The sequence below is a fragment of the Arthrobacter sp. UYCu723 genome (genome assembly GCF_054059215.1).
Map to the genome: position 1 here is coordinate 906,891 of NZ_JBSSBW010000001.1, position 24,868 is coordinate 931,758.

At 65.8% G+C, this 24,868-nt stretch carries 25 protein-coding genes and 1 tRNA gene; 15 read left to right on the top strand and 11 right to left on the bottom strand.

Going from position 1 to position 24,868, the window contains the following annotated elements:
- Both flgL and fliW read left to right on the top strand, forming a co-directional pair.
- A complete protein-coding gene (flgL, locus tag ACVWZ8_RS04045; protein ID WP_426976106.1) occupies positions 1 to 888 on the top strand; it encodes a flagellar hook-associated protein FlgL in 888 nt (295 codons plus the stop codon).
- The gene (fliW, locus tag ACVWZ8_RS04050; RefSeq protein ID WP_426976105.1) at positions 885 to 1,274 is read left to right on the top strand and encodes a flagellar assembly protein FliW; all 390 of its coding nucleotides are present in this window, start codon (positions 885 to 887) and stop codon (positions 1,272 to 1,274) included. Before flgL ends, fliW begins: the two co-directional genes overlap by 4 nt.
- A gap of 28 nt (positions 1,275 to 1,302) precedes the next feature.
- Here fliW and ACVWZ8_RS04055 read toward each other — a convergent pair whose 3' ends face one another.
- On the bottom strand, positions 1,303 to 1,848 hold the full coding sequence (locus ACVWZ8_RS04055) for an AMIN-like domain-containing (lipo)protein (RefSeq protein WP_456503877.1): 546 nt from the start codon (positions 1,846 to 1,848) through the stop codon (positions 1,303 to 1,305).
- A 253-nt stretch (positions 1,849 to 2,101) separates the two neighbouring features.
- A complete protein-coding gene (locus ACVWZ8_RS04060) occupies positions 2,102 to 2,404 on the bottom strand; it encodes a DUF4193 domain-containing protein (protein WP_354247890.1) in 303 nt (100 codons plus the stop codon).
- A 232-nt stretch (positions 2,405 to 2,636) separates the two neighbouring features.
- On the opposite strand from ACVWZ8_RS04060, the gene ACVWZ8_RS04065 reads away from it, so the two are divergent.
- Positions 2,637 to 2,984 carry a hypothetical protein gene (locus ACVWZ8_RS04065; RefSeq protein WP_456503878.1) on the top strand — a complete coding sequence of 116 codons (348 nt, stop codon included), beginning with the start codon at positions 2,637 to 2,639 and terminating at the stop codon, positions 2,982 to 2,984.
- A 37-nt stretch (positions 2,985 to 3,021) separates the two neighbouring features.
- Here ACVWZ8_RS04065 and ACVWZ8_RS04070 read toward each other — a convergent pair whose 3' ends face one another.
- Positions 3,022 to 3,510, bottom strand: a complete 489-nt coding sequence (locus ACVWZ8_RS04070; RefSeq protein ID WP_426976103.1) for a GyrI-like domain-containing protein — start codon at positions 3,508 to 3,510, stop codon at positions 3,022 to 3,024.
- 204 nt (positions 3,511 to 3,714) lie between these two features.
- On the opposite strand from ACVWZ8_RS04070, the gene ACVWZ8_RS04075 reads away from it, so the two are divergent.
- The 3 genes from ACVWZ8_RS04075 to ACVWZ8_RS04085 are packed head-to-tail and all read left to right on the top strand — an operon-like array spanning position 3,715 to position 7,346.
- Positions 3,715 to 4,749 carry a nitrilase-related carbon-nitrogen hydrolase gene (locus tag ACVWZ8_RS04075; protein ID WP_456503879.1) on the top strand — a complete coding sequence of 345 codons (1,035 nt, stop codon included), beginning with the start codon at positions 3,715 to 3,717 and terminating at the stop codon, positions 4,747 to 4,749.
- A complete protein-coding gene (locus ACVWZ8_RS04080) occupies positions 4,746 to 5,771 on the top strand; it encodes an agmatine deiminase family protein (RefSeq protein ID WP_426976101.1) in 1,026 nt (341 codons plus the stop codon). The genes ACVWZ8_RS04075 and ACVWZ8_RS04080 overlap by 4 nt, the downstream gene beginning before the upstream one ends.
- A 12-nt stretch (positions 5,772 to 5,783) precedes the next feature.
- A complete protein-coding gene (locus ACVWZ8_RS04085) occupies positions 5,784 to 7,346 on the top strand; it encodes an APC family permease (protein WP_426976100.1) in 1,563 nt (520 codons plus the stop codon).
- A 91-nt stretch (positions 7,347 to 7,437) separates the two neighbouring features.
- Here ACVWZ8_RS04085 and ACVWZ8_RS04090 read toward each other — a convergent pair whose 3' ends face one another.
- The 4 genes from ACVWZ8_RS04090 to ACVWZ8_RS04105 form a co-directional block, all read right to left on the bottom strand.
- Entirely contained in the window at positions 7,438 to 8,394 is a 957-nt protein-coding gene (locus ACVWZ8_RS04090; RefSeq protein WP_426976099.1) for a carbohydrate kinase family protein, read from the bottom strand.
- A 128-nt stretch (positions 8,395 to 8,522) separates the two neighbouring features.
- Positions 8,523 to 9,317, bottom strand: a complete 795-nt coding sequence (locus tag ACVWZ8_RS04095; RefSeq protein WP_426976098.1) for an ATP-binding cassette domain-containing protein — start codon at positions 9,315 to 9,317, stop codon at positions 8,523 to 8,525.
- Positions 9,314 to 10,360, bottom strand: a complete 1,047-nt coding sequence (locus ACVWZ8_RS04100; protein ID WP_426976097.1) for an ABC transporter permease — start codon at positions 10,358 to 10,360, stop codon at positions 9,314 to 9,316. The genes ACVWZ8_RS04095 and ACVWZ8_RS04100 overlap by 4 nt, the downstream gene beginning before the upstream one ends.
- 105 nt (positions 10,361 to 10,465) lie before the next feature.
- Positions 10,466 to 11,584, bottom strand: coding sequence for a substrate-binding domain-containing protein (locus ACVWZ8_RS04105; RefSeq protein WP_456503880.1), 1,119 nt, complete (start codon positions 11,582 to 11,584; stop codon positions 10,466 to 10,468).
- Positions 11,585 to 11,750: 166 nt separating this feature from the next.
- On the opposite strand from ACVWZ8_RS04105, the gene ACVWZ8_RS04110 reads away from it, so the two are divergent.
- From ACVWZ8_RS04110 to ACVWZ8_RS04120, 3 genes are all read left to right on the top strand, one after another.
- Positions 11,751 to 12,749 carry a LacI family DNA-binding transcriptional regulator gene (locus tag ACVWZ8_RS04110; protein WP_426979807.1) on the top strand — a complete coding sequence of 333 codons (999 nt, stop codon included), beginning with the start codon at positions 11,751 to 11,753 and terminating at the stop codon, positions 12,747 to 12,749.
- Between the two features lie 46 nt (positions 12,750 to 12,795).
- Positions 12,796 to 13,089 carry a putative quinol monooxygenase gene (locus ACVWZ8_RS04115; RefSeq protein ID WP_426976095.1) on the top strand — a complete coding sequence of 98 codons (294 nt, stop codon included), beginning with the start codon at positions 12,796 to 12,798 and terminating at the stop codon, positions 13,087 to 13,089.
- A gap of 328 nt (positions 13,090 to 13,417) precedes the next feature.
- Entirely contained in the window at positions 13,418 to 14,797 is a 1,380-nt protein-coding gene (locus ACVWZ8_RS04120) for a hypothetical protein (RefSeq protein WP_456503881.1), read from the top strand.
- Between the two features lie 87 nt (positions 14,798 to 14,884).
- Here ACVWZ8_RS04120 and ACVWZ8_RS04125 read toward each other — a convergent pair.
- Positions 14,885 to 14,958 (bottom strand) — tRNA-Thr (locus ACVWZ8_RS04125).
- A gap of 184 nt (positions 14,959 to 15,142) precedes the next feature.
- The gene (locus ACVWZ8_RS04130; RefSeq protein ID WP_456503882.1) at positions 15,143 to 16,033 is read right to left on the bottom strand and encodes a DsbA family protein; all 891 of its coding nucleotides are present in this window, start codon (positions 16,031 to 16,033) and stop codon (positions 15,143 to 15,145) included.
- A gap of 179 nt (positions 16,034 to 16,212) precedes the next feature.
- Here ACVWZ8_RS04130 and ACVWZ8_RS04135 point away from each other — a divergent pair, with 179 nt between their 5' ends.
- The 4 genes from ACVWZ8_RS04135 (at position 16,213) to ACVWZ8_RS04150 (ending at position 21,547) form a co-directional block, all read left to right on the top strand.
- Positions 16,213 to 17,733 carry an alpha,alpha-trehalose-phosphate synthase (UDP-forming) gene (locus ACVWZ8_RS04135; protein ID WP_456503883.1) on the top strand — a complete coding sequence of 507 codons (1,521 nt, stop codon included), beginning with the start codon at positions 16,213 to 16,215 and terminating at the stop codon, positions 17,731 to 17,733.
- Positions 17,723 to 18,541, top strand: coding sequence for a trehalose-phosphatase (otsB, locus tag ACVWZ8_RS04140; RefSeq protein ID WP_426976091.1), 819 nt, complete (start codon positions 17,723 to 17,725; stop codon positions 18,539 to 18,541). The genes ACVWZ8_RS04135 and otsB overlap by 11 nt, the downstream gene beginning before the upstream one ends.
- A 228-nt stretch (positions 18,542 to 18,769) precedes the next feature.
- Positions 18,770 to 19,852, top strand: coding sequence for an ABC transporter ATP-binding protein (locus ACVWZ8_RS04145; protein ID WP_426976090.1), 1,083 nt, complete (start codon positions 18,770 to 18,772; stop codon positions 19,850 to 19,852).
- A gap of 276 nt (positions 19,853 to 20,128) precedes the next feature.
- Positions 20,129 to 21,547, top strand: a complete 1,419-nt coding sequence (locus ACVWZ8_RS04150; RefSeq protein WP_456505902.1) for a DUF4032 domain-containing protein — start codon at positions 20,129 to 20,131, stop codon at positions 21,545 to 21,547.
- Positions 21,548 to 21,583: 36 nt separating this feature from the next.
- On the opposite strand, the gene ACVWZ8_RS04155 is transcribed toward ACVWZ8_RS04150, so the two are convergent.
- Both ACVWZ8_RS04155 and ACVWZ8_RS04160 read right to left on the bottom strand, forming a co-directional pair.
- The gene (locus ACVWZ8_RS04155; protein ID WP_426976089.1) at positions 21,584 to 22,951 is read right to left on the bottom strand and encodes an FAD-binding oxidoreductase; all 1,368 of its coding nucleotides are present in this window, start codon (positions 22,949 to 22,951) and stop codon (positions 21,584 to 21,586) included.
- Between the two features lie 28 nt (positions 22,952 to 22,979).
- Entirely contained in the window at positions 22,980 to 23,141 is a 162-nt protein-coding gene (locus ACVWZ8_RS04160; protein WP_456503884.1) for a hypothetical protein, read from the bottom strand.
- A gap of 152 nt (positions 23,142 to 23,293) precedes the next feature.
- Between ACVWZ8_RS04160 and ACVWZ8_RS04165 the strand changes: the two genes are divergently transcribed.
- Positions 23,294 to 24,055, top strand: coding sequence for an SDR family NAD(P)-dependent oxidoreductase (locus ACVWZ8_RS04165; protein WP_456503885.1), 762 nt, complete (start codon positions 23,294 to 23,296; stop codon positions 24,053 to 24,055).
- 188 nt (positions 24,056 to 24,243) lie between these two features.
- Complete coding sequence (locus tag ACVWZ8_RS04170; RefSeq protein WP_456503886.1) at positions 24,244 to 24,867, top strand: dihydrofolate reductase family protein; 624 nt, start codon at positions 24,244 to 24,246, stop codon at positions 24,865 to 24,867.
- Position 24,868: the final 1 nt, after the last annotated feature.

Here is a 24,868-nt window from a genome sequence, read left to right on the forward strand (position 1 = left end):
ATGCTGGACCGGGTAACAAACCTGACCATGAGCGCGAACGCCCAGCGGACCCTGCAGACCCAGCAGTCCAGGCTGGCGGAGCTGCAGGAAAAGGCCACCACACTCAACAAGATCTCCCGCCCCTCGGACGACCCGGCCGCTACTGCCAAGGCGCTCGAAACCCGTGCGTTGCTCGCCGCCACGGCGCAGTACGGCCGTAACATCGACGACGGCGGCACCTGGCTCACCGCGGCGGATTCCGCGCTAGAGCAGGCCACCAATGTGATGCACCGGGTCAAGGACCTCACCGTGCTGGCGGGAAACGGCTCGCTGAACCAGTCCGGCAAGGACGCCATCGCCTTCGAGTTGGAGGCCCTGAGCAAGGACCTTGTTTCGATCGCCAACAGCAAGCACCTGGGCCGGAACATCTTTGCCGGCAGCTCGGATGCTGCCGCGGCCTTCAGCTCGGCGGCTCCGCCGGTGTTCAACGGCGTCTCCGGCAGCGCCGTGGAGCGCCGAGTCAGCGCCACGCAGACGGTGCGCGTCGACGCCGATGGCGAGGCGATCTTCGGCAGCGGCACCGGCTCCCTTTTCGACGTCGTCAGCAAGATCGCCGCCGATCTGCGGAGCGGCACGGATATTACGCCGCGGCTCGCTGCGGTGGAAACTGGTTTCAAGAACGTCGTCAACGGACGTGCTGAAATAGGAACACGCCAATCGCAGCTGGAACGTGCCGGCAACGTCAATACAGAATTGGAGGCCACCTTGGATGCCCAGCGGACCGGCATTGAGAAGGCAGATCTCGGCAGCGTCATCATGGACCTGAAACTTCAGGAAACCAACTACCAGGTGGCCCTGGCCGCCACGGCACGGGTCCTGCAGCCCACGCTGATGGACTTCCTCCGGTGAGCACAGCCGTGATGAACACCCCCGTCACCTTCACCGCCCCCATGCCGGGACTGGAGCACGTGCACGACTTCACGCTTCGAAGCGTCGACGGCGCGGCGGGGCTCTACGCCCTGGAGTCAAGCTCCACCCCGGTGCGGCTGTTCCTCGCCGACGCGGCCGTGTTTGTGCCGGGATACGCCCCGCCGATTCCGTCCGCATCGCTGGAGGCCCTCGAACTGGAACAGGGCGCGGGGCACCAGGTGCTGGTGGTCCTCAACCACACCGCCAATGCCACCACGGTCAACCTGATGGCCCCGCTCGTCCTCAACCCGGCAACACGCCGCTGCAGCCAGCTGGTCCTGGACGGCCGCGAGTACCCGCTCCGGGCGGAGCTCAACTCCCTCTAACGGGAAACGTCCCGCCCTGAACCAGGCCTCACCAGAAATGCGCGACGTCGATCACGAGCCGTGAGCCGGCGTCGGGCCCGGCGAGGGTGAACACCCGGAACGGCAACCGCGCGCGGACCCCGAGCCCAAGCGTCGTGTAGCCCTCAAAACTGCCGGCAAAAGCCACTTGGCGGAACGTCTGGTATCCCGTGACAGTGGTGAGTTCATTCTTGTCCGCCGGGTTGTAGGTGGAGTTGCCGGTGTCATCGTAGGCCGGAGCGTTGACCGTGAGCTGGATGAACGCCTGGCCCCTCAGCGGCACGCCGGCCCCCGAGCCGTCCTGGGTCACCTGCGGAACGTAGCGGACGTTGTACCCCGCCACCGGGCCGTTGAGATCGACCACCAGCCGGTCGAAGCAGTAGTGCTGGCCGGTGCGTACGTTGGTCACCTTGGCCTGGCTCAGCGCCGGATCAGCCTTGGCCAGCGATCCCCACACCAGGCCGCAATAGGGTTCCGCCGAGGCCGGCCCGGATGCCACCAGCACCATGCCGACGGCCAGCAACACGGCTGCGAGCCATACGTGGATCTTCTTCAATCCAGCCACCCCCTGAAGCGATGAGATAGTTCAAGCGTAGAAGCGTACGGGTCCGGAATCGAGGGCCGGACGGACTTCGGCGCCGAACCGTTAACGCGGGCCGTTCCGGGTCACCGGAACGTGATCTGGCGCCGCGCACGGCGCCGCGCGGGGCGCCGGATGCAACGAAGCGCCGGACCCCGCTGGGGTGCCGACGCTTTGCTGGGTAATACTGTTTGTGCTCTGAAGTGGGTGCCGCGCGCTGGAAAGTCCCCTAGCCTTCGCAGTCGCGGCAGTACTTCAGGCCGTTCTTTTCCTTGGCCACCTGGGACCGGTGACGGACCAGGAAGCAGGAGGAGCAGGTGAATTCATCGGACTGCTCGGGAACAACAATGACGGTCAGCTCTTCGCCGGAGAGATCGGCACCGGGAAGGTCGATGCCTTCAGCCGTGTCGTTCTCATCGACGTCAATAATGGCGGTCTGGGCGCCGCCGCCGCGGGATGCCTGAAGGGCCTCCACCGATTCAGCGGGGGACTCTTCTTCTGTCTTGCGTGGGGCGTCGTAATCGGTAGCCATGTCGGGGTTCACTTTCGTTGCTGCGCAGCGCCATTTCAGGCACCTCAGTGAAGCAGTTTAGGTCATTATGCATGGAGTTGGAGCATAGTGTGTTCAAACAGACACTTTGCGTCGCCCGGCCCATTGCCCACCGACTGGCGGACGCCGGCTGTGGCGGTCCAGCCGAGCGGGATTTAGGCTTGGAACACCGGCGCAGCCGCATTCCGGACACGAGTCGAAGAGGTTGTTTCAAATGGCTACGAAACTTAATAAGGAGGCCTTGGAACACGCCAAAAAGCTGATCAAGGAAGGACATGTCCAGCGGGACGAACGAGACGATTGGAGCGAACACGCGCCGTCGGCCGCGCAGGAAAACACGTACATCGAAAAGCACGGGTTTCCGGGGTTCTCAAGCTGGCACCTGGGCCTTGACCGTGAGGCGTCCGCGGGGACCAAAGGCAGCGTGACCTTCCCCTTCGGAGATTTCAGGAAGGTCCACCGGTGCGCCGTCATTTCCCTGGAGAGCCGCGCGGTGCAACACGGTCACGACGACATCGCCAAAGCCGCCAAGGAGCTGCTTGAGAAGATCGACGCCGGCTAGTACGGCAGCGCCGTTCATCCAGCGCCTGAACCGCCTCTCAGGCCACCGGCCACACGACAAGGGTCTTCCATTTTGAGGGGTCCGGCTCGGTCGCCGGATCGCTGAGGTAGTACTCCCACATCTTCTCCGCGGGTGTCACCGCCTCGGCTTCCATCCGCGCCATGAGCGCGTGATACGTGTTCTCCAGGGTCTCGTACGATCCGATGTGCATCGCCTCGAACGCCTGGCCGGCAGGGAGCGACGCGGCCGTCACACCACCTTCGGCGGTGCCCGGGTAGGGCGCGGCCAGCGGGAAACCCGCCTCGACGTCGACGACGTCAGTGGGCATCCCCCGGTAGAGCGCAAACGGTGGCCCGGCCAGCTGGACGTGCTGCTGCTGCACGGCGCCCATCACAGCAGCATAGGCCCTGCTGAAGAACTCGCGCAGGGCAGTCATCGGGACGGTTTCGCGCACGACGGCGGTCGGCTGTTCGTGGAGTTGGGTGGACTTGATGTCCGGCGTCTTTTCCGGATTCGTTTCAGTCATACGCCCAGACTCCGCCCACCGTTTTGTGGGGTCTAGGGCCTAACGTCCCGGCGGACCGGGCGCCCCGCCCAGCCACCGCCGGGAACGCGTGCCGCCGTAACAAAATGAACTTTATTCATTTAGTCCTTGCCTTCCGATGCCATCCACGTCAGTATGAAATGAACGTCATTCATTTAGTGACGCCCATCTCACTGGAGTAGCCAAATGATCGAAATCACCTGCCTGAATTCACCGCCTTCGCTGGCCCGGACCGAGCCGTCAACACGCCCGGCCCTCCGCGTCGGGGTGGTCCAGCACCGCTGGCACCCGGACATGGCCGCCCTCCGCGCCGAACTCGACGAGGGAATTGAGCGCGCAGCCCGGCTGGGAGCCACCGTCGTCTTCCTCCCGGAGCTCACGCTCTCCCGCTATCCAGCCGCTACGCTTCCCGAAAACGACATCTCGCGGTCCGGAGCGGTGCGTCCGCGCCCCTCGGACACAGCAGAAGATCTGTTGACCGGGCCCACGTTCCGTTTCGCTGCCGAGGCTGCCCGCCGCCACGGGATCTGCATCCATGCCTCGCTGTACCAGCGTGCTGACAACCCGGACGGCTCGGACGACGGCCTTGGACTGAATACGGCGATTCTGGTGTCCCCGGCAGGCGATCTGCTGGCCCGCACCCACAAGCTGCACATCCCGGTTACGGCCGGGTACTTCGAGGACAAGTTCTTCCGCCAGGGTCCCTCCTCCGACGACGCTTACGAGGTCCATGCCCCGGCCGAACTCGGCGGGGCACGGTTGGGCATGCCCACCTGCTGGGACGAGTGGTTCCCGGAACTCGCCCGCCTGTACTCCCTCGGCGGCGCCGAAATCCTGGTCTACCCCACGGCCATCGGTTCGGAGCCGGACCATCCGGACTTTGACACCCAGCCGCTCTGGCAGCAAGTCATTGTCGGCAACGGCATCGCCAACGGCCTCTTTATGGTCGCCCCCAACCGCTGGGGCAACGAGGGGACACTGAACTTCTACGGCTCGTCCTTCATCTCGGACCCTTATGGCCGGGTCCTCGTCCAGGCCCCGCGGGATGAGTCCGCCGTCCTCGTCGCCGACCTGGACCTGGACCAGCGGCGGGACTGGCTGACGCTTTTTCCGTTCCTGGCCACCCGCCGCCCGGACACCTACGCCCGGCTCACGCATCCCGTGCGCCGGGAAGCGCCGCTCGGCGGCGAGGCACCCGTGTACCTCGAGGTGACAGCATGAGCGCCTGGCACATGCCCGCCGAGACCGCGCCGCAGGAGCGGATCTGGATGGCTTTCCCCACCGGCGGCTACACCCTCGGTGAGTCAGCCGAAGAAGCCCACGCCGCCCGGTCCGCCTGGGCCGCCGTCGCCAACGCCGTCGTCGACTTCGAGCCGGTCACGGTCGTCGTCAACCCGTGCGACGTCGATATCGCCGGACGTTACCTCCGGCCCGGCGTCGAGGTGCTCACCGCGGAACTCAACGACGCCTGGATGCGCGACATCGGCCCCAGCTTCGTGCTGGACGGCAACGGAAACCTCGGCGCTGTGGACTGGGTCTTCAACGGCTGGGGAGCCCAGGAGTGGGCATCGTGGGATAAGGACTCCAAGATCGCCGCGGAGGTGGCCGGCCGCTCCCAGGCGACCCATATTCCTTCCGCCCTCGTCAACGAGGGCGGCGGCATCCAGGTCGACGGAGAAGGCACCGTGCTGATCACCGAAACCGTCCAGCTGGACCCCGGGCGCAACCCCGGGCTGCGCAAAGCGGACGTCGAAGCCGAACTGGCCCGGACCATCGGCGCCACCCACGCCATCTGGCTCCCCCGCGGCCTGACCAGGGACTCGGAAAAATTCGGCACCCGCGGACACGTGGACATCGTGGCCGCCATTCCGTCCCCGGGCACGCTGCTGGTCCATTCGCAGCAGAACCCGGAGCACCCGGATTTCGAGGTCAGCCGGGACATCATCAGCTTCCTGTCCACCACGCGGGACGCCGCCGGCCGGGAGTGGAACATCATCGAAGTCCCCGCGCCCCTGGCCCTCTCCGATGAGGAGGGGTTCGTTGACTACAGCTACATCAATCACCTGGTGGTCAACGGGGGCGTCATAGCCTGCACCTTCTCGGATCCCAACGACGAGAAGGCGCTCCGCATCCTGGCAGACGCCTACCCCGGCCGGCGGGTTGTGGGCATCGACGCCCGCGAGCTCTTCGCCCGGGGGGGCGGTATCCACTGCATCACCCAACAGCAACCTGCTGCCTCCTAGAAAGGGCCGGACATGACTCAAACCAGCCGCCAGACCCCCACGCCTGACCGCGCAGCCGTCACCGACGCCGCCGGTTCAGCCCACGGCATCACCGGAAAAGGCCTGAAAGGCGGACAGCTTGGCCTGCTCGCCGTCGTGGTCCTGGGGATCTCGACGATCGCCCCCGCTTACACCCTCACGAGCGCCCTCGGCCCGACCGTCAGCGAAGCCGGGCTGCAGCTGCCGGTGATCTTCCTGATCGGCTTCATCCCGATGATCCTCGTTTCCCTCGCCTACCGGGAACTCAACGCCGACTCCCCGGACAGCGGCACCACGTTCACCTGGGTCACAAAGGCATTCGGCCCCTGGGTGGGCTGGATGGGCGGCTGGGGGCTGCTCGCGGCAAACATCATCGTGCTATCCAACCTGGCCGGTGTGGCGGTGGATTTCTTCTACCTTTTCCTGGCGCAGCTGACCGGTGCTCCGGAGCTGGCCGATCTCGCAGCCAACAAACCCCTGAACGTCCTCACCTGCTTCGTGTTCGTCGCCTTGGCCGTCTGGATCAGTTACCGCGGCCTGCACACCACTAAGTTGGTCCAGTACGGGCTGGTCGGCTTTCAGCTGCTGGTCCTGGGGTTGTTTGTCGTCATGGCCTTCGCCAACTGGTCCACCTCGGAAACGGCCATCCCGTTCAGCTGGGAATGGTTCGACGTCACCAAGATTCAGACCTTCGGCCAGATCGCGGCCGGTATCTCCCTGTCCATCTTCGTGTACTGGGGCTGGGATGTCTGCCTGACGGTCAATGAAGAAACCTCCAACGGCAAAAAGACCGCAGGCATCGCCGGAACCCTGACCGCCGTCGTGGTCCTGGGGATCTATCTCGTCGTCACCATCGCCACCATGATGTTCGCCGGGATCGGAGACGCCGGGATCGGCCTGACCAACGCCGACAACCAGGCGAACATCTTCACGGCCCTGGCGTCCCCCATCATGGGGCCGTTCGCCATCCTGATGTCACTCGCGGTGCTCTCGAGCTCGGCGGCCTCGCTGCAGTCAACCTTCACGTCGCCCTCGCGCAGCCTCCTGGCGATGGCCCACTACGGCGCGCTGCCCAAGCCGTTCAACCACGTCAGCAAGCGCTTTTCCACCCCCGGATTCGCCACCGTGGCAGCCGGAGTGGTCTCTGCAGGCTTCTACGCCGTGATGCACGTGATCAGCGAAAACGTCCTCAATGACACCATTCTGGCGCTCGGCCTGATGATTTGTTTCTACTACGGGCTGACGGCCTTCGCGTGCGTCTGGTATTTCCGCGAAAGTGTCTTCAGCAGCGCCCGCCACTTCTTTCTGCGGCTGCTGTGCCCGTTGCTGGGCGGGGCCGGCTTGTTCGTGGTGTTCCTGCAGACCGCTGTGGACAGCTGGGCGCCAGAGTTTGGCAGCGGATCGGAGTTCCTCGGTGTGGGACTGGTCTTTGTGCTGGGCATCGGCGTCCTAGCGCTTGGAGGGGTGTTCATGATCCTCATGGCGCGGCTCCGGCCGGCCTTCTTCCGCGGCGAGACCATCCGGCAGGACACACCGGCACTGGTGGTCCCGGAATAGCCTGCCGCCTCCGAGAGCCCATGTTCGGCCTTGCCCCGGGAATCCGGGGCAAGGCCGTTCGGCGTTAAACGCCGTGCGGCGTGCCCTGGCTTCAGGCGTGTGCGTGCGCCGCCGCCTCAGGTGCTTGCAGATGGTGCTCCAGTTCCTCCAGCGTCGGGGGGTTCGCTCCGGGCCGGCGTACCGTGATCGCTGCTGCCATAGAGGCTGTCCGGCCCAGCCGATCCAGGACCTCGGGGCCGAGTCCCTCGCCGGCGCGTGTAAGCAGCCCCAGAATCAGCGCCGCCATGTAGGAGTCGCCGGCTCCGATGGTGTCCGCGACCTGGGATTTCACCGACGGGACGCTCAGCTCTGCTGCGGCGGTGGCCAGGAGCGACCCTTCCGGGCCCTGGGTGATGACGGCCAGATCGGCGCCCAGGCGAAGGATATGCCTGGCGGTGTCTTCAAGGGTCTTCCCGGGGTAGAGCCACAGGGCGTCCTCGTCACTGAGTTTGACGACGTCCGTGAGTGGGACGAGGTCCTCGAAGATGCCTTGGGCTTGCGCATGGCTGCCGAGCAGGGCGGGCCTGATGTTGGGGTCGTAGGTGACCAGGCAGGAGCGGTGGGATTGTTCCAGAAGTGATTTGACGGTGCCGGCTCCCGGCGCGAGGAAGGTGGCGATTGACCCGGTGTGGAGCACCCGAGGGAGGTGGGCGGGGGCGACGGGAGGCAGTTTCCAGTCAATGTCGAATTCGTAGCTGGCGGAGCCGTCCGCAGCGAGGGTCGCCGTGGCTGACGCAGTGCGGGCCAGGGAATGGGAACCCGGCAAAAGCACCACTCCCCCGGCGCGCAGGTGTGCCTCGATCTCGCCGCCGCGTTCGTCGTCGCCAATGGCTGTCAGCAGTCCGGTGCTCACGCCGAGCCGTCCGAGGCCGTAGGCGACGTTGGCCGGTGATCCGCCGGGGTGTTCACTGGTGCCGTCGGCCGAGGTGACGATGTCGATGAGGGCTTCGCCTACGACGATGGCGTCGAAGATGTTCCGTGCGGAACTCGCGGGCTCGGTGTTTTTCATTTTCTGTCTTTCTTGGGGTTCTGGGGTTTCGCCGTTCCAAGCCGCAGATGGGTCCGCCCGCGGACCGGTTGACAGGTCCGCGGACGAAGAGGGTGGGGGCGATGCAATCAAACAGGTGCAGCCGGCCTCTAGGCCGTGGCGGCGCCTGTCATGATGGCGACGGCGTCGGTCATAGTGTGGGACTGCGGAGTGATGGTGGCCGCGCACTTGCCCAGACGCTGGATGTGGATCCTGTCCGCCACGTCGAAGACGTGGGGCATGTTGTGGCTGATCAGGATCACGGGCAGGCCGCGGTCCCTGAGGTCGCGGACCAGCTGCAGAACCTGGTTGGATTCGCGGACCCCCAGGGCCGCGGTGGGTTCGTCGAGCACCACCACTTTTGATCCGAAGGCTGCGGCGCGTGCAACGGCGACGGCCTGGCGCTGGCCCCCGGACAGGTTCTCCACCGGCACGGTGACGTCCTGCAGGGTGGAAATGCCCAGACGTGCCAGTTCTTCCTTGGCCTTTTTCCGCATGCCCTTGGTGTCGAGGATGCGGAAGAGCTTGCCGAGCGGACCCGGCAGCCGTTCTTCCCGGCCCAGGAACAGGTTGGATGCGACATCGAGGGCCGGTGATACGGCCAGGTTCTGGTAAACGGTTTCGATCCCGTGGATGCGGGCATCCTGGGGTCGCTTGAAGTGGACGGGTTGCCCGGAGACGGTCAGCTCTCCGGAGTCCGGGATTTCCGCGCCCGTGAGGCATTTGATCAGGGTGGACTTTCCTGCCCCGTTGTCACCGATGATGGCAAGCACTTCGCCCGGGTAGAGGTCCAGGCTGACGCCGTCCAGGCCGACGACGCGCCCGAAGGTCTTGACGAGGTTCCGTGCCTGCAGGATCGGCTGCCGTGTTCCGGGCGTGGCGGAGGAGATGTCTGTGGCGGTCATGACTTGACCTTTCGGATCCACTGGTCGATGGACACAGCGAGAATGATGAGAACGCCCACTGCGAGGGTCTGGTACAAGATGTCCAGGCCGGCGAGGGAGAGACCGTTGCGGAACACGCCGACGATCAGCGCGCCGAGCAGGGTGCCCCAGACGGAGCCGCGGCCGCCAAAGAGGCTGGTGCCGCCAATCACGACGGCGGTGATGGAGTCCAGGTTCAGGTCCATCCCGGCGTTGGGGCTGGCGGCGTTGGTGCGCCCGATCTGGATCCAGGCGCCGACGGCCAGGACGGCTCCGGCGGCCAGATACACGCTCATCAGGACCTTGTTGACCGCGATTCCGGCGAGGCGGGCTGCTTCCTTGTCGTCGCCGACGGCGTAGACGTGGCGTCCCCAGGCGGTCTTGCCCAGGATGAACGCGACCGCGATGTAGACGAGCAGCATCAGTACGACGCCGATGGAGATCCGGACCGGGCCGACGGGGAACGTGCTTCCGGTCCAGGTGAGCAGCCCCGGCATGCTCGAGCCGCGGACAGTGGCGCCGTTGGAGTACAGGAGCGTCAGGGCGATGAAGATGTTCAGTGTGCCGAGCGTGACGATGAACGGGGGAAGCCTGAGCCGGGTGACGAGGAATCCGTTCAGTGCCCCTGCAGCGAGGCCGACAACAAGCCCTGCCAGCAGTGCGAGCGGGGCGGGGACGCCGTTGCTCACGGCGAGCTGTGCGACCACCATGGAGGACAGAATCATCACGGCGCCAACGGAAAGGTCGATCCCGGCGGTGAGGATGATGAGGGTCTGGGCGATGGCCAGGGTTCCGACGACGGCGACCTGCTGGGTGATCAGTGAGAGGTTTTCGACGCGCAGGAATCTGTCGTTGAGCAGTCCGAACACGATCACGGCGACCAGCAGGACGATGGCCGGGCTGACCGCCGGGTAGCGGTGGAGGACGTTGCGGATGCGGCTGAGGGGCGTCTGGCGGTCGAGGAATTCCTCGGCCAGATCCGGATGCCGGGTACCGGGCGGACCGGCCATTTGTTGCTGGGTCACGATTGCTCCTGAACTTCCATGTTCGGTTGCTTTTTGCGTTTGCTAAGGGGAGGGTGCCGGGGCGGGCGTGCCACGCGCCGCCCCGGCGCCAGTAGGCGGTGCGGGTTACTTGCCCCAGCAGATCTTCGATGCATCCGCGGTGCCGATGCTCTTGACGCCGCTGGCGGCCTTGTCCGTGACGAGCTCGACGCCGGTGTTGTAGAAGTCCAGGCCTTCGGAGTTGGCCGGCTTCTTGCCTGTCTTCGCGAGTTCGACGATAGCCTTCACTCCCAGCTCGGCCATCTTGACCGGGTACTGCTGCGCGGTTGCGCCGATGATGCCGGACTTGACGCTGTTGACGCCGGCGCAGCCGCCGTCAACAGAGACGACCAGGACATCTTTTTCCTTGCCGGCGGACTTCAGGGCCTCGAAGGCCCCTGCCGCTGCGGGTTCGTTGATCGTGTAAACGACGTTCACGGCCGGGTTCTTGGAGAGCAGCGTCTCCATGGCCGTGCGGCCGCCGTCTTCGGCACCCTGCGTGGCCTGGCTGCCGACGATCTCGTAGTCGCCGCCCTTGCCGCCGGTGTACTTTCCGGTCTTGGCCTCGTCGCCGTTCTTCTTCTTGTCTGCCGTGTCGATGCCCAGGCCTGTCAGGAATCCCTGGTCACGGTTGTAGTCGACGGATACGACCTTGTCATCGAAGAGGTCAAGCAGGGCGATGGTGGCTTTCTTCCCGTCCAGCTGTGCCGCGGTCCACTTCCCGATCAGTTCGCCGGCGGCGAAGTTATCCGTGGCGAAGGTGATGTCCGCGGCGTCGGCCGGGTCCGGAGGGGTGTCCAGCGCGATGACAAACAGCCCGGCATCCTTGGCCTTCTTCAACGCGTCAACAACGGAGGGGCCATTGGGGGTGATCAGGATGCCCTTGTCGCCCTTGGAGATGGCGTTCTCGATCGCCTGGATCTGGGTGTCCTCGTCGCCATCGGCCTTGCCGGCGGCCAGCTTCAGATCCACTCCGTCCGCTTCCGCGGCCTTCTTGGCACCGTCCTGCATCGACACGAAGAACGGATTCGTGGTGGTCTTGACGATCAGCGAAATACCGACCTTCTCCGCGGCGACAGCGGTTCCGGTCGCGGCCGGGGCGGAAGTTCCGCCGCAGGCAGTCAGGCCCAGCCCGGCAAGGGTCAGGACCGCGCCGGCGGCGAGGAGACGAGTAGCCTTGGACCGGGGGGTTTTGGAACTCAACATTGAATCTCCTGTTTTCGGGTGGCACACTCTGTGCCTGACAACGATGTCAGGTAGCATGTAATCAGGATCACACAGCCGAGTCAAGCAGTGGATCAGGCTAAGGAGAAGTTCTTTGACAACGATGTCGAATCGTTACCGGGCCGAACCCGCTAACAACCGCCCCACCATGCGCGACGTGGCCGCACTGGCCGGGGTAGGGACCAAGACCGTTTCCCGGGTAATGAACGACGAGGCGGGCGTCACAGAGGCCACCCGGCTCCGCGTCCTGAAGGCGACCGAGCAGTTGAACTACCAACTGGACATAGCGGCAGGCAGCCTGAGGCGCACCGGACGCAGGACGCTGTCCATCGGCCTGCTGCTGCCCAGCGTGGCCAACCCCTTCAGCGGGGAAATCCACCGGGCCATTGAAGACGCACTGGCCGCCCGCGGGATAGCGGTGTTCGCGGCCAGCCTCGATGACGATCCCGAGCGGGAGAAGACCCTCGTTGCTGCGTTTCTTCGACGCCGCGTCGACGGCCTGGTCCTGACGCCCATCGCCAAGAGCCAGGCCTACGTCATTCCGGAGCATTCGAGGGATCTGCCCATGGTTTTCATCGACCGTGAACCTGTGGGCATCGAAGCGGACGCCGTCGTCACTGACAACGCCGCCGGCGCGGCCAGGGCGGCCGCGCATCTGATCAGCCACGGCCACCGGAAACTCGCCTACCTTGGCGACCGTACCGATATCCAGACAGCCCGGGAACGCCGGAGGGGATTCACGGAAGAACTCGGCCGGGCAGGCATCGCCATCTCCACCATTCCCGTCCTCGAGGGCCTGCACGATGAGGAATCGGCCTGCCGCGCGGCGCACGCGCTGCTCGGCTCCGATGATCCCCCCACGGCGATCTTTTCCAGCCAGAACCTCGTCACCTTCGGTGCCATGCGCGCGCTGAAAGATCTAGGGCTGAGCAAGCGCACGGCGCTGGTCGGCTTCGACGACTTCTCCCTGGCCGACATGATGGATCCAGGCATCACCGTGATCGCCCAGCACCCGGAGCGCATCGGCAAACTTGCTGCCGAGCGGCTGCTGGCCAGGATCGACGGCGACCACGTCCCGCCCCGGACCTACGTTGTCCCCACCGAACTGATACCCCGGGGCTCCGGCGAGCTCCGGCCGCCAAACTGAAGCCACCACCCGGCTGCGGACAAACCCTACAGATCAAGGACACACCATGACCAGAACGTTGTACGCGGAATTCACCGTCAAATCAGGCAGCGAAGCCAGAGTCGCCGACATGATGCGCGAGCTTACCGAAAACGTCCGCAGCGAACCCGGCAATGTCCTGTTCCTGCCGTGCACGCGCGAGACGGATCCGCGGAAGTATTTTGTCTTCGAGGTCTACCGGGACGAGGCGGCGTTCCAGGAGCACATCGGCGCGGAGTACGGCCGTACGTTCAACGCAGAACTTGCCCGCCACATCGAAGGCGACGGCTCGGACCTGACCTGGCTCCTGCCGGTGGACTGAGACCGGCCGCGCGCAGGCCGCCGCGGCCTCTTACGCCTGCTACGGCGGCCACTTCACCCAGACAACCCGAGGCTGCTACTTGGAGGCGCTACCCACGTTTCTTCGACGGCAGCTCCGGGGACGGCGCAGGCGCTATCCGCTGACCGCGCCTGTCCGCGCGTCAAAGACCAGCCGACCGCCGCGGAAATCCGATGCCCGGCCAATGGGAACCGAGTGAAACCACCAAGATATGTTTTGGAACAACTCCACGTGCTAGATTCACGCTGTCTGCATTTCTGCGGGCTCTAGCGCAGCCCGTTCCGGGCGCGGCAATTTGGGGGAAGTTTTTATGCTGCTATTCGATCGCGTCCGGCCTCTATCGATTCGATTGTTCCTCGTTGTGGTCCTGACGCTTTCCCTGGCGCCGCTTGCCCCCGCATCCGCGGCGGCGGACACAACGACGGCGGTACGTGAAGCGTCCGCGCCGCCGTTGAAGCCGGCCCCGGCGCCGACGATCACCGGAACCGCCAAAGTCGGCTACACCCTGACCGCCGTCCCGGGCACCTGGGGTCCGGTGCCCGTCCCCCTGAAGTATCAGTGGAAGGCGAACGGGGTCGTCATCATCGGCGCGACCGCCGCCACCTTCAAACCGGCCGCGGCCCAGACGGGCAAGGCCCTCACCGTCACCGTCACCGGAACCAAGACCGGCTACACCACCACCGAGAAGACCTCGACCGCCACCGCCGCCACCGCCGCCGGCTCGCTCGGGCCGGTTCCCGTGCCGACGATCGCCGGCAAAACGACGGTCGGCTACACCCTGACCGCAGTCCCGGGCTCCTGGGGACCGGCACCCGTCACCCTGAAGTATCAGTGGAAGGCCAACGGCGTCGTCATCGCCGGCGCGACCGCCGCCACCTACAAACTAGCCACTGCCCAGGCTGGCAAGACCCTCACCGTCACCGTCACGGGAACCAAGACCGGCTACACCAGCACCGCGAAGACTTCGGCCGGGACAGCAGCAGTCAAGCCCGCGGGACCCGGCGTCGACGTGTCCTGGCCGCAATGCGGCAAACCCCTGCCCAAGGGCCAGAGCTTCGCGATCATCGGCGTGAACAACGGCCTGGCGAACAACACCAACCCGTGCCTTGCCACGCAGCTGTCCTGGGCCGCCACGTCCACCGGCGGGACCGGCCAGCCCCTCGTGGCCCTGTACGTCAATACCGGAAACCCTGGCACCGCCGGCTCCTGGTGGCCCACCAGCAACACCTATGCCGGGAAGACCGTGGCCAACCCGTACGGCAACTGCACCAAGGGCTCGGTCGGCACGGCCTGCTCCTATATGTACGGCTACGCCAAGGCCTATGACGACGCCAACATCCGCGGGATCAAGAACCCGGCCTCCTACATCTGGTGGCTGGACGTCGAGACCGAAAACTCCTGGTCAACGAACAAGGCCGCCAACAGGGCAGACCTGGAGGGCATGGCCGCCTACTTTGCCAGCATCGGCGCCAAAACAGGGCTCTACTCGACCGGCTACCAGTGGGCACAGATCGTCGGCGCGGTGCCCTCGACCAGCAACCTTTACGCCCAGCGAAGCTGGCTCGCCGGCGCGAGCTCGCTGTCAAACGCCAGCAGCATGTGTTCGGCAGCGCCGCTGACAGGCGGCGGGAAAGTCACCATGACCCAGTACATCTCGGGCGGGTTCGACTACAACAAGTCCTGCATCTGAGTTCCAGGCTCCCGGCCCGCGGCGGACCATTTCCGGGCACGAAAAAACCCTCCTTCCGGCAAGATTGCCGGGAGGAGGGGTTCGTAGGGCCCCCTGTCGGATTCGAACCGACGACCCCCGCTTTACAAGAGCGGTGCTCTGGCCAACTGAGCTAAGGAGGCATTCCTTCGTGCCGAGCGGAACCGTGCCGCTTTGAGGGGCCGGCGCCTTGGCGCTAGATAAGGTTAGCCCACGGACCCCCGGTGGTAAAAACCAGGGCAATGCCGCTGCCTGAAACCAAACAGTCGGCCCGTACCCGGACGAATCCGGGAACGGGCCGACTGTTGTTGCCGTCAGGTGCTGCTGTTACTTCTTGGCGTCGATTGCTGCCGTCAGGAACTCCTCGAACGGGGTCTGGGCGCTGTCGCCCTTGCCCCACTGCTTGCCTTCGACGAAGACGCTGGGCGTGCCCGTGACACCGATGGCCGAGGCTTCCTGGGTGGAGTACTTGACGTACGGGCGGTAGGTCTTGTCGTCCACGCACTTGTCGATGCTCTTCGCTCCCACGTCGGCAGCCATCTTCTTCAGCTCCGAATCGGACAGGCCCGGGCCGCCTTCGGCGGGCTGCTTTTCGAAGAGCGCGTTGACGAAGTCCGCGTATTTCTCCGGGGACTCGTTCACGACGCAGGCGGCAGCGTTGGCCGCACGCGAGGAGTAGTTGGTGGTGGACCGGGTGTCCAGGAAGCCCAGCGGGCGGTATTCCACCGTGATTTTTCCTTCATTGCGCAGCTTGGTCAGGGACTCGTTGTACTGCGTTTCGAAGCTCTTGCACACGGGGCAGATGAAGTCGACGTAGAGGACCACCTTGACCGGTTTGCCCGCCTCAGGCTCGGCGCCGGGCGCGGTGACCGCTGCCGGCGGAGTGGCCGGCGCGGAGGGAACATCGGCGAGCTTGACTGTGGCCGGGTCCGATTTGGCAACCTCGGTATTCGCCAGCAGGGTGACGCCACCGTGGATGTTGCCGTTGGCCGGGGTGGGGCCCTCATCCGCGACCGGGGCGTTGTTCTTGATGCTGGAGGTGACCACCAGCGCCACGATGGCGAGAATGACAACGACGGCGGCAACAATGCCCCAGCCGATCAGCAGCTTGTTCCGCTTTTCCTTCTTCAGCTGCGCCTCGCGGATTTCACGGGCTTTCTCGCGGGCCGCGGCAGTTCGCTCTGCTTTGGACTGACGGGGTTCGTTTGCGGGGCTCATTGGTTCCTCGGGTCGATCGGCCTGGAATGGTCCACTGGGTGGCAACTTCATCATTTTAGGGGAGAAACCCGAGAGCTTGCCCTTTCAGGTTTTCTTCACGCCTCTCAACGGACGAATAGCCCGGAAGATTCCGTACGGATAGGGTGGGTGAGAGCCACGAGCGACCCCAGGGGGCAGCAATGCAAGCAACGGACCGCGCCGACGGCAAGAAAATGACAGCCGCGGCGGACGGGACATCCGAAGGCAACGCAAGCAGGGGTGCCGCCGAGTCTGATGTCCAGTACAGCTTCATGGTGGTCTCCAACCGCCTGCCCGTTGACCGCTGTTCCGAGGACGAGCCCGGCTGCCAGGACGGCTGGCGCCGCTCCCCAGGCGGCCTCGTGACCGCGCTGGCACCGATGATGGCCAGGACCGACGGCGCCTGGGTGGGCTGGCACGGTGCGCCGGACGAGACAGTGAAGCCGTTCAGCCACGGAGGCATCGACCTGGTACCCGTCCAGTTGAGCACCGGGGACATCGAGCACTTCTATGAGGGCTTCTCGAACGCCACGCTCTGGCCGCTGTATCACGATGTGATCGCCCCGCCGGCGTTCCACCGGACCTGGTGGGACTCGTACCGGAGGGTGAACAAGAGGTTCGCCGACGCCGTCGTCCAGCACGCGGAGCACGGCGCCACCGTCTGGGTGCAGGACTACCAGCTCCAGCTCGTCCCCAAGATGCTCCGGGAGGCGAGGCCGGACCTGAAGATCGGTTTCTTCAACCACATCCCCTTCCCGCCGCCGGAGATTTTCGCGCAGCTGCCGTGGCGTCGGGCGATTATCGATGGCCTGCTGGGCGCGGACCTTGTGGGCTTCCAGCGCAGCAGCGACGCCGCAAACTTCATGCGCTCCGCCCGCCGCTTCCTCGGCGCCAGCGTCAAGCAGCAGCAGGTCCACGTCAGGGGCGCGGACGGAAAGACCACCCATATTGCCCGTGCCCAGGCGTTCCCCATCTCCATCGACGTCCAGCAGATCATCGAGCTGGCACGCAAGCCCGAGATCATCGAGCGCGCACGCCAGATCCGCCGGGATCTCGGCAACCCCAAGACCATCCTGCTCGGCGTCGACCGCCTCGACTACACCAAGGGCATCCAGCACCGGCTCAAGGCCTACGAGGAACTCCTGGCGGACGGCAAAGTCACGGTGGAGGACGCCAGCCTGATCCAGGTGGCCAGCCCCAGCCGGGAACGCGTGGAGCAGTACCGCCTGCTCCGCGAGGAGATCGAGGGCACCGTGGGCCACATCAACGGCACCTACGACACCCTGCAGAACACGGCAGTGCGCTACCTGCACCACAGCTACCCCATCGAGGAAATGGTCTCCCTGTACCTCGCGGCGGACGTCATGCTGGTCACCGCCCTGCGCGACGGCATGAACCTCGTGGCCAAGGAATACGTCACGGCACGCACCAACAACGACGGCGCACTGGTGCTCAGTGAGTTTGCCGGCGCCGCGGACCAGCTCAAGCAGGCGCTGCTGATGAACCCGCACGACATCGACGGCCTCAAGGACACCATCATGAAGGCCGTGAACATGCAGCCGGCCGAGGCCGGGCGCCGGATGAGGGCGATGCGCAAGCAGATCCTGGACCACGACGTCGACCTATGGTCTTCCGACTTCCTCAGCGCTCTCAGAGAGAAGGTAATCCGCGATGACTCCTGAGACCACGGGCAAAACGCCGCTCTCGCTCTCCCCCGGACTGCTCGAGGCCGTGCGCCGCGTCGCGGCCACGGACCACCTCCTGGTCGCCATGGACTTCGACGGCACCATGGCCCCCCTCGTGGACCATGCCGCGGACTCCCGGGCGCTCCCCCGCTCCGCGGCGGCCTTCGCCGCACTGACCGAACTCCCGCGGACGTCGACGGCGCTCATCTCGGGACGGGCGCTGGACAGCCTGCGGGCAGTCGCCTCCCCTCCGGAGAAGACCCTGCTGATCGGCAGCCACGGGGCGGAAGTCTGGATGGGTCCGGGTTCCTCCCAGCTCGTGCTCGACGACGCCCAACGCGAGTTGCTCGCCGAGGTCCGCCGGGTTCTCGCGGAAATCGTGGAGGAGGCTCCGGGCACTCTGTTGGAGGACAAGCCGGCCGGCGTCGTGCTGCACACGAGGCTTGCCGCCGACGACGTCGCGGAGGACGCCGTGGCGGCAGCCCGCGCCGTCCTCCAGGACCGGCCCGGCGTCTTCCTGAAAGCCGGCAACCGCGTGCTGGAAACCTCCGTGGTCCATGCCTCCAAGGGCGAGGGGATCGCGTTCCTGCGGCAGGCGACCGGCGCTTCGGCGGTCGTCTTCGCCGGCGACGACACCACTGACGAGGACGCCCTGGGCCGTCTGGTCCAGGGGGACCTTGGCGTGAAGGTCGGCCTGGATTTCACCCAGGCGCAGTTCCGCGTCGGGGCCCCGGTTCATATCGCCGAACTGCTGGAGGCGCTCCTGCGGGAACGCAAGCCGGTGGCCGGCCCCGACGTCACGTAAGCGGGATCACGTGTGACATTCGTAACTTTTTAGCCCTATTGCTAAAAGTCTGACATACTCTGTTTATGATGTGGCGCACAAATACCGTGCGGCGTCATTGGATACTCCTCGGCTTCGGCCGGGGAGTATGCGCACGTTCGATGCTTACAACTGAATTAACAACTGCATAAAAAGACCATTCACTACGGATCGTCCGGCACGTACCTGCCGGTGAAGGGATTGATAACTGTGGCTACAGTTACTTTTGACAACGCAACACGTCTGTACCCGGGCACGGATAAGCCCGCTGTTGACAAGCTCAACATTGAAATCGCCGATGGCGAATTCCTGGTCCTGGTTGGACCCTCCGGCTGTGGAAAGTCGACCTCCCTGCGCATGCTTGCAGGTCTTGAGGACGTCAACGCCGGCCGAATCCTCATTGGCGACCGCGACGTCACGGATGTGCCGCCGAAGGACCGCGACATCGCCATGGTCTTCCAGAACTACGCCCTGTACCCGCACATGACGGTGGCAGACAACATGGGCTTCGCCCTGAAGATCGCTGGCGTCAGCAAAGAAGAGCGCGCCGAGCGTGTCCGTGAAGCTGCCAAGCTTCTGGACCTCGAGCCGTACCTCGATCGCAAGCCGAAGGCGCTCTCCGGCGGCCAGCGCCAGCGTGTTGCCATGGGCCGCGCCATCGTGCGTAACCCGCAGGTCTTCCTCATGGATGAGCCGCTGTCCAACCTTGATGCCAAGCTCCGCGTGCAGACCCGTACGCAGATCGCGTCGCTGACCCGCCGTCTGGGCGTCACCACGGTCTATGTGACCCATGACCAGGTCGAGGCCATGACAATGGGTGACCGCGTCGCCGTGCTGAAAGACGGTCTGCTGATGCAGGTCGACACCCCGCGCAACCTGTACGACAAGCCGAAGAACGTGTTTGTCGCCGGCTTCATCGGCTCGCCTGCCATGAACCTGCTGGAGCTCCCTGTCGTCGACGGCGGCGTGCAGTTTGGCGGCACCGTCTACCCGGTTCCCCAGGACGTGCTGCAGGCGACCAAGGGCAACACCGTCACCCTCGGCTCCCGCCCCGAGGACCTCGAGACCGCGCCGCAGGGTGAAGGCCTCCAGGTCGAGGTCGACGTCGTCGAAGAGCTCGGCGCCGACGCCTACGTCTACGGCCACACCACCCTGGACGGCCAGAGCCACGACATCGTGGCCCGCGTCGACGGCCGCCGCCCCCCGCTGAAGGGTGAGTCCATCTGGGTCCGCCCGCAGTCAGGCCACGTGCACCTGTTCGACACCCAGACGGGTCTGCGCCTGGGCGACTAGTCCCCACCGGCTCCCTAACCTCGCTCCGCTTCGGCCAGGGAACCCTAGCGGTGTGGGCCCACCCACCGGCTCCTCGCTCCGCTTCGGCCAGGGAACCCTACCGGTGTGGGCCCAGGTAGCACTGCACGTCCGGCGGCGGTCCTCCCCAACTGGAGGGCCGCCGTCGCCCTTTAACGGCACGGCTTGACCGTGGAGCATTAACCGCATCCCCGGCCCGATCGTTAGGGCGGTTGCCCTTAGTACGGAAGAATTGGATTCATGACCGAGGAAAACCCCATCAGCGAGGAAAACAGTGCCCAGTGGCACGACGAGCCCACCGACTACGGTCAGATCGGCAAACTGCCCCGGTTCCAGGCCGCCAGCGCCAACGATGCCAAGGCCTCCGTGGCCTCCAGCTCGCTGAGCATCACGGCCGCTGCCACCGATCCCGAACTGCTGGACCTGCCATGGCACATCGCCCTTGAGGACTGGCCGGCCGAGAACCTCGCCGCCCTCCCCCGCGGCATCTCCCGCCACGTCGTGCGCTTCGCCCACCTCGGCGGTTCGGTCATAGCCATCAAGGAGACCTCGGAGCACATCGCGCGCCACGAGTACCACATGCTCCGGAAACTGGCCCGGCTGGACGTCCCGTGCGTGGAGCCGGTCGCCGTCATCACCGGACGCACCACGCCAGAGGGCCGGCCGCTGAACCCCGTGCTGGTGACGCGGCACCTGAAGTTCTCCATGCCGTACCGTGCGCTCTTTTCCCAGATGCTGCGCAAGGACACCCTGACGCGCCTGATCGACGCCCAGGCCCTCCTGCTGGTCCGGCTGCACCTGATCGGCTTCTACTGGGGCGACGTCTCGCTCTCCAACACGCTGTTCCGCCGCGACGCCGGAGCGTTCGCCGCCTATCTCGTGGACGCCGAGACGGGCGAACTCTACCCGGACCTCTCCACCGGACAGCGCGAGTACGATCTGGAAATCGCCCGGGTGAACATCGCCGGCGAGCTCATGGACCTCCTCGAGGGCGGCCTGATCGAGGAGAAGGTGGACCCGGTGGCCACCAGCGAACTGATCATGGACAGCTACCGCCGCCTGTGGACGGAGCTGACCGAGAAGGAATCCTTCGAAATCGGCGAACGCTGGCGCGTGGCCGCCCGCATCCGGAAGCTCAACGAGCTGGGGTTCGACGTCGAGGAATACGCGATCAAGACCACCCAGAACGGCTCCACGATCCAACTCCAGCCGAAGGTGGTGGACGCCGGGCACCACCAGCGCCGGCTGCTGCGCCTGACCGGCCTGGACGCCCAGGAGAACCAGGCCCGCCGGCTCCTGAACGACATGGACTCCTTCCGGGCGGACAACAACCCGGGCATGGACGAGGAATACAGCGCGCACCTCTGGGTCAGTCAGATCTTCGAGCCGATCGTCCGTTCCATTCCCCGCGATCTGTCCGGGAAGCTCGAGCCGGCGGAGGCCGTGCACGAAATCCTGGAACACCGCTGGTACATGTCCGAAAAGGAGAACCGGCACATCCCGCTGGCCGAAGCCGTGCAGTCCTACATCGACTCCGAGCTGCGCCACCGCCGCGACGAGGCTGCCATCATGCTCAACCCGGACACTGAACTGCTGAAAATCCTCGAGGTCGAAACCGAGGAATCGCGCTACGGCGCCGACGAATCCGTCGAGGAGTACCCGGACTCCGACGACTGATCCCCGCCTGACGCCGGCCGTCCTGGCCCGGTCGGGTTAAATCGCCTTGCCGGGGTTCAGGATGCCGGCCGGGTCGAACAGTTCCTTGATCCGGCGCTGCAGTTCACGAACGGGCTCCTTCTGCTCGAGTCCGAGCCAGCGCAGCTTGTACTGGCCGATCCCGTGCTCCCCCGTGATGGTGCCGCCCATTGCCAGCGCCACGGCGACGGACTTGTCCAGCGCCGCGCCCAGGCGCGCCATGGCGTCGGCGTCGACGGCGTTGTCCACGCGGTCCACCCAGAAGGTGGGGTGCAGGTTCCCGTCGCCGGCGTGCGCCACGACCTTGAGCTGGACCCCGTGCGCCACGGCCATGGCCTCCAGCTCGGCGACGTAGTCCACCAGCCGGGACCGGGGCACGGCGACGTCCTCGCCCACCCGGTATTCGTCGTCGACCTCCACGCCCCGGCTGTTGCGGCGCATCTCCACGAGCTGCTCGGCCTCGGCATTGGCCTCCAGGGTGACCACGGCCCCGCCCGCTACCAGCAGCGGCCGGATGGCTGCCGCCTCGGCCGCGGCGCCGAAACCGTCGGTCTGGATCAGCAGCAGGGACGCACCCCGCGCGGACAGGTCCGAGCCATGGGCGTCGTCGAGCTGGGCGAGCGAGCCGCCGTCGAGCAGTTCCATGATGGCCGGCTGCACCCTGGCCTTGCCGACCGCGAGGACGCCCGCCGCAGCGCTGCGGAAGTCCGGGTAGAACGCAGCGATGGTGTGCACTTCACGCGGAAGGTACTTGAGCCGGACCGTGATGCCGACGACGATCCCCAGCGTCCCCTCGGAGCCTACGAAGAGCCCGGTGAGGTCGTAGCCGGCGACGCCTTTGAAGGTCTGGTGGCCCGTGTGGATCAGGGAGCCGTCCGCCATCACGACGTCGAGCGCCAGGACCGAGTCCCGCGTCACCCCGTACTTCGCGCAGCGCAGCCCGCCGGCGTTGGTGGCCACGTTGCCGCCGATGGTGGACATCTTGTAACTGGCCGGGTCCGGGGCAAACATCAGGCCGTGCGCGGCGGCGGCGGCGTTGAGGTCCGCGTTGATGACGCCGGGTTCAACGGCGGCGGTCTCGTCGTCCGGGTTGAGGTCCAGGATGCGGTTCATCCGCTCGAGGCTCAGCACCACGCAGCCCTGGCTGGCGTGGGCGCCGCCGGAGACGCCCGTGCCCGCTCCGCGCGCGACCACCGGGACCCCGCGTGCGGCACAGGCCCGGACGGTGGCCTGGACGTCTGCCACGGATTCGGCGAGGACCACCGCCTGTGGCAGCTGGTAGTCCAGCACCGGGGCCTGGTCCACGGCGTATGCGGCCAGGGTGGCAGCATCCACCAGGATCTTCATCGGGCCCAGGGCAGAGGTGAGCTCGTCGATGATGCTCATGTGGTCTCCAGTTCTTCGAATCCAGCTTTCAGTCTAAGGCGCGAAGCCGGGCGCCCCGGGTTGTGGCTCGGTGCCGGGCGTAGGGCCCGTGCTTAAAGCTGGCTACGTGGGCGATGGTCTGCAGCTGCTGCGCCATCAGGCGGGCCGTCTTGCTGGCGAGATGCGCTTCCCCCGGTATCGGCTCGCTCATGCGCGCGGACGAAGCAAGGGTGCGTGCGCTGCGGGCCCAAGGCGCCAGCTCCGGCCTATCATGGGGATCACGGAACGGAAGGTAAGCGGGGCCGCTTAGCATGACCAACGAACGCGAACGCAATGAAGCGCCGACGGGAAAACGTTGCGCTCGTGACCGGTGCGAGCCGAGGGGTCGGCCGGGGCATCGCAATTGCCCTTCTGGCAGCGGGGTTTCGAGTGTACGGCTCGGGCCGCTCGATCGACCAGGCGGACCTGCCGCGGGCGATACGGCGCCTGCGCTGCGACCATCTCAAAGACGAAGAGACGGCGCGCGTGTTTGAAGCGATCCGCTCCGAGTGCGGCGGCCTCGATCTCCTCGTCAATTGCGCCTGGGGCGGCTACGAGAAGATGGTCGAAGACGGCGCGTTCACGTGGCCTGCGCCGTTTTGGGATCAACCGCCGCATCGCCGGACCGGCATGATGGACGCCGGCGTGCGCGCGGCATTTGTGTGTTCGGCGCACGCGGCGCGCATGATGACGCCGCGGCACCGCGGCTTGATCATCAACATCAGCTTCTGGTCGGCGCAGCGTCACCTCGGCAACACGATCTACGGCATCGCAAAAGCGGCGACGGACAAGATGACGTCCGACATGGCCGTAGAGCTGAAACCGTTCGCTATTCCGGTAATCTCGCTCTACCCCGGTCTGGTTCGAACCGAGTCGGTCCTGGCAGCGGCGAAAAGTGGCACGTTCGATCTCTCGACCAGCGAAAGCCCTGAGTTCATCGGCCGCGTGATCAGCGCGCTGTTCCACGATCCGAACCTAATGGCGCGGACCGGCCAGGTGCTTATCGCCGCCGCAGTTGCGAAGGAGTTCGGCGTACTGGACATCGACGGAAGTTCGCCGCCGGCGCTGACACTTGCGGACATCTAGGGCGTGTCTCCTAACCTTCGCCTAGTGTTCGGGGCGGGCTGATGTCGTGGCTCGGCTGAGGTGTTGTCGGATGCGCAGTGGGCTCGCGTCGAGCCGTTGATACTGGTTGCTTCGCAGGGGGATCGTGTGGCAGCCTCGAAGTGATCCCGTCGCCGGGGCGACGACGGGCGACAGAGAAGGAGCACGGCATGGGACTCATCCATATCGACCTGTTCACCACGCTCGACGGCGTCGCGCAGGCGCCCGGCGGGCCGGACGAGGACGCTGACGGCGGTTTCGCGTTTGGCGGCTGGCAGGCGCCTCTCCTCGACGAGGTCGTCGGCGAGCAGGTCGACGCCGGGATGGCGGGGATGGACGCGCTGCTGCTTGGGCGCCGGACCTACGACATTTTCGCCGCGTACTGGCCGCACGCGGACGGGGGCATCGCGCGGCTGTTCAACCGCCTCCCGAAATACGTAGCCTCGCGCCAGACGCCGACCCTCGAGTGGGCCGGCTCCACACTGCTCGGTCCTGATGTCGTCGCCGCCGTGCGCGAACTGCGCGACCGGCACGCGAACATCCACGTCATCGGCAGTCTCAACTTCGTGCAGAGCCTGTTCGCCGAACGGCTCTTCGATCGGCTCACGCTCTGGGTGTATCCGATCCTCCTCGGCGGTGGAAAGAAGGTCTTCGCCGACGGGGTGGTTCCGACGAACCTCAGACTCATCGAGCCGGTCGTCGCCTCACCGAAGGGTGCGGTGCTGCAGCGCTACGCGCTCGCCGATGGCACGCCTGGCGTCGGCGATATGTCGGCCGGCGACCAGGAGGGCTAGG